We start from the raw sequence: 4,292 nt of genomic DNA on the forward strand, positions 1-4,292 counted from the left end.
TTATATTATCAAGGGAGTCGCGAGTTCATTCATCTTTCTAAATGCTGTTTTCTTACTTATTCAGCAAGCCCTATTTAGATGAAACAGGATTTTGTCTGATTCCTTCTGTTCCTTATGCTTGGCAAAATATCGGTGAATATTTATCGCTCAAGAGTCGGCGTAGTCAGCGTTTAAACGTCTTGGGAATCATGAATAGAAAAAATAATCTTAACGCCTATGTCTCGACTCAGACTATCAATTCTGATGTAGTTTCTGCCTGTATAGATAGTTTTTTTCCTGTGGTCGAACGACCAACATTTATTGTAGTCGCTAGAGCTTCTATTCATACTAGCGATTTCATCTACGACCGACTTGAAGAATGGAAAGAACGCGGTCTATATATCTTTGAACTACCGACTTATTCACCAGAATTGAATTTAATTGAGATTCTGTGGCGGTTTATTAAATATGAATGGATCGAAATAAATGCCTATTCTAGCTGGCCAGCTCTTGTTTCATGTGTGGAAAAAATACTTAAAGAATTTGGAGAAAATTATGTAATTAATTTTGCTTAACTACTTACGACGGGTAGTCCTGCGCTTGAAAAAAGTTACTCGTGATGGCGATTGGGAAATTGCCATCCTGACAACTCTACCTCAAACTGTTGCCAGTGCGACTGATGTCGCCGAGTTGTATCGGGGGCGTTGGAGTATTGAGACTTTATTTCAAACTGTAACTAAGAACTTTGAGGGGGAGATTCAAACCTTGGGTTATCCGAAGGCTGCTTTATTTTCTTTTTGTTTAGCTCTGGCTTCTTACAATATTTTAGCTGTAGTCCGAAGGACTCTCGGCAGTGTACACGGTGTGGGAAAAATTGAGTCGAGTCTTTCAGAATTCTACCTAGTTGATGAAATTCAAGGAACTTATCGGGGGATGACTATAGCCTGTGAACCTGATAATTGGAGGCATATTCAGGCTTGGTCATTGTCTCAACTGGCTGATTTTCTGTTAGATTTAGCTGCACGAGTGAATTTGAAGTCTTTTCTGAAGCAGCTACGTTCGCCCAAAAAGAAGAAACCACCGGGGAATTGTTGACTCACGTCACCGTCATCTTTCTACAGCAAGGCTGCTGGAGCAAGCTCAGCAGCCACCTTGACAGGGCTGCCGATGGAGACCCTATTATCTGTAAAACTTACATGACCAGAGTAGGTGCGATTCGTTGAAGAGTGAATCACGGTGAAAGTCCGTGCGCGACCTGAAATGGTCGTTTAGTCTGGGAAGCCCTCTTCCTTAGAGGATTCACACCCTCTACCCCTATGTAAAAGACTCCATAAGAGTCCGGTCACGGTCAAGTAAGCAATGAAACAACCGGAATGCAGACCACAAATGTACTTAGTGCTACTAGCCTAAAGTAGTTCAGAGGCTAAGGGGAGTTCCCTAATGGTGAACATAAGTGAATTATCAATAAACTGCGTGATTCACCAATGAGCCAAATAAGGCTGATAGGCTCCAACCAAAAGGTAAGTGGGTAGTATTTTGAGTACGGGCTTCAACATACGTGTGAATAACAATCCCACCGCAGAATAGATAACACCTAAAAGGGAACAGAAAACTAAACGGTACAACAGGGTAAGCCCTACAGAGTCTAAGAGAGGTCGAATACTCTTAGTAAGTCCGAGGCAACAAAGACCGAAATCTCTGGAGGGTAAAGGATGGAAGAAAAAGCGAATGCTGACTTGTAATGAGTTGGATAGGGGTTGAAACATCACCTCTGACCGAAAGGAAAGCAGACTTCTTCTGGGTCTTATACGAAAGAAACTCTCACAAAGGAATCACATCTGAGGACAAGTTAGATGGTGTCAGCAATGACAACAAACGGACTAAAGAAGCGGCTAGAGAACTGGAACCAGGTCAACTGGAGAAAAGTTAACAAAGCCGTTAGAAACCTGCGTCAAAGAATCTTTCGTGCGAGAAAGCTTGGTGACTTCCGTAAGTTAAGAAGCTTGCAGAAGTTGATGATTCGTAGCTACGCCAACTTACTATTGTCAGTTCGACGTATCACCCAAACCAATCAAGGTAAAGCAACGGCAGGCATTGATAGAGAAGTCATCAATACCCCAGAGCAGCGAGTGATTCTGGTAAACAACTGGGGTGGGGGAAACCTCAAACCGACACGAAGGGTAGAAATACCCAAGCCCAACGGCAAGAAACGACCGCTCGGAATCCCGACCGTGCGTGACAGAATCGAACAGGCAATAGTAAAGAATGCACTAGAACCCGAATGGGAGGCTGTATTCGAGCAAAACTCGTATGGCTTCCGACCAGGGAGAGGTTGTCAAGACGCAATTGGACAATGCTTTAACAAAGTAGGGTTTAACAGAGCAGGTGGACATACTTGGGTTCTAGAAGCTGATATCAAAGGCTTCTTCGATAACATCGCCCATGAATCCATTCTGAGCATGATGGGAAACTTCCCAAAACGGGAACTCATCAAAGGATGGTTAAAAGCGGGTTTTGTGTTCCAAGGGAAATTCAACCCAACAGAACAAGGCACGCCACAAGGCGGGGTGATTTCACCTCTCTTAGCCAATATTGGTTTGCATGGCTTAGAAAATTACATTAAAGCCACCAATCCTAAGCTTGGTGTGGTTCGATATGCCGACGACTTCATTGTTACGGCAAAAGACAAAGTAAGTCTCGAAGTTGCCCAAAACTTGATTCAAGCATGGATGTCAAAGCGAGGTCTTGAACTCAGTGCTGAGAAGACGTTAATCACGTCAATGGAAGATGGCTTCAACTTCTTGGGGTTCAACTCCCGACACTACGGCGGAAAACTCCTAATAAAGCCGTCCAAAAAGAAGGTACTAGCCTTCTGTAAGCGGATTGGAGGAGAAATTAAAAACCTCAGCAGTGTAGAACAAGAAGTTCTAATTAAAAAGCTCAATCCAATTCTCAGAGGTTTTGTTAACTACTACAAAGGAGTGGTAAGCAAAGAAACCTTCAACTATATATCCCACAGATTGTGGCAATACCTTTGGCGTTGGGCGAAGCGTAGACATCCCAACAAGAACTCTAAATGAATACGCAAACGTTACTTCAAGACTATTAAAGGCAATCGATGGACATTCGCTTGCACCACAAGCGACAGACGGGTTAAGGACAAAGAACTTATCCTTTACCAAATTGCATCTACTTCTATCGTGCGCCATATAAAAGTCAAGGGTGACGCTAGCCTCGACGACCCCTCGTTAAAAGAGTATTGGGAAAAACGCCACCAGAAGCTTGGAAAAACCCGCTTTGATAAAGGGACTAAACTTTATACGATAGCAGAAAACCAAAACTGGAAGTGTCCAGAATGTGGCGAAGCTTTACTCAACGGGGAAGAAATCGAAACCCATCACATAGTACCTGTCGCTGAGGGTGGAACTGACGACGTGGAAAATCTTCAGCACTTGCATAAACCATGCCATAAACAGGTACACAAAACCCAAGTCAAATCTCGCTTGAAATAAGGCTTGAGCGCAGTGAGCTGGAAACTCTCATGCTGCGTTCTTAGGGGAGGGGACAGAGGTGACTCTCGAACCTTACCCGACACATAACTCCTCCAGCCACAAGGCTGAACTCTCGGTCTGATAAGGGTGCAAGCCCCTTCTGCCAGACTCAGGTATGACTCCCTATCTGCCCACACCGACGCCCGCTCGATTCTTGGAGAGTGAAGCCCGAAGGCGCAATCAGACATCTAATGTGGGATGACACTGGCGAAGAGAGGGGAATTCCAATGGTGAAACTGAGCCTAGAGTGCGATTCGTTGTGAGTGAATCACGGTAAGCAGTCCGTAAATAACCTCACCAACCCAACTTAGTAATAAGAAAAGGTTGAACTCTCGGTCTGATATGGGTGAAAGCCCCATCTACTAGACTCAGGTATGACTCCCAATCTGTCCACACCGAACAAGCTCGATTCTTGTAGAGTGAAGCTGGAAACAGGGCGCAATCAGACATCTGTTGTGAGATGACACTGGTGCTAACGGGGAGTTCCTACGGTGAAAACAGAGCCTGCAAAAGCAACCTATCTGTAAGCGGGACACAACTTAAAAAGCCCGACTTCACTGGAGTTAATTCCCGTCACACAATTTTAGGAGTAGTGGCAAGAGTCCAGGGAATCCAGTGGTTGAATTGGCTCCACCTAACGGGACGAATAATCTAACCGAGGGAACGAAGAAAAACGGATTGAGGGTCTAGAGCGCCAGTCCAGTAAAAGAGCTTGACAAAAAGCAGGAAGTATGTTGTACAAAAAACTCACGGTGAGGCACT

The 4,292-nt window shown here is 44.5% G+C and carries 4 protein-coding genes; all 4 read left to right on the top strand.

Features of this window, described 5'->3' with window-relative positions; translation table 11 throughout:
- The first annotated feature begins 41 nt into the window (after nucleotides 1-41).
- The 4 genes from QUB61_RS38120 to QUB61_RS38135 all read left to right on the top strand — a co-directional run bounded on the left by QUB61_RS38120 (nucleotide 42) and on the right by QUB61_RS38135 (nucleotide 3,491).
- Entirely contained in the window at nucleotides 42-554 is a 513-nt protein-coding gene (locus QUB61_RS38120; RefSeq protein WP_333134760.1) for a transposase, read from the top strand.
- On the top strand, nucleotides 547-1,074 hold the full coding sequence (locus QUB61_RS38125) for a transposase (RefSeq protein ID WP_333136584.1): 528 nt from the start codon (nucleotides 547-549) through the stop codon (nucleotides 1,072-1,074). Before QUB61_RS38120 ends, QUB61_RS38125 begins: the two co-directional genes overlap by 8 nt.
- Nucleotides 1,075-1,844: 770 nt before the next feature.
- On the top strand, nucleotides 1,845-3,059 hold the full coding sequence (gene ltrA, locus QUB61_RS38130; RefSeq protein WP_333136582.1) for a group II intron reverse transcriptase/maturase: 1,215 nt from the start codon (nucleotides 1,845-1,847) through the stop codon (nucleotides 3,057-3,059).
- Nucleotides 3,060-3,179: 120 nt separating this feature from the next.
- Nucleotides 3,180-3,491 (top strand): HNH endonuclease signature motif containing protein, encoded by a 312-nt coding sequence (locus QUB61_RS38135; protein ID WP_333136580.1) that lies wholly within the window; start codon nucleotides 3,180-3,182, stop codon nucleotides 3,489-3,491.
- Nucleotides 3,492-4,292 lie beyond the last annotated feature (801 nt).

It is taken from the genome of Microcoleus sp. C2D2 (genome assembly GCF_036702495.1).
GTDB lineage: Bacteria > Cyanobacteriota > Cyanobacteriia > Cyanobacteriales > Microcoleaceae > Microcoleus.

Excerpts from the sequence above, each read along its gene's own strand:
- ltrA (WP_333136582.1), top strand. The coding sequence starts at position 1,845 with ATGACAACAAACGGACTAAAGAAGCGGCTAGAGAACTGGAACCAGGTC.
- QUB61_RS38120 (WP_333134760.1), top strand. The coding sequence starts at position 42 with ATGCTGTTTTCTTACTTATTCAGCAAGCCCTATTTAGATGAAACAGGA.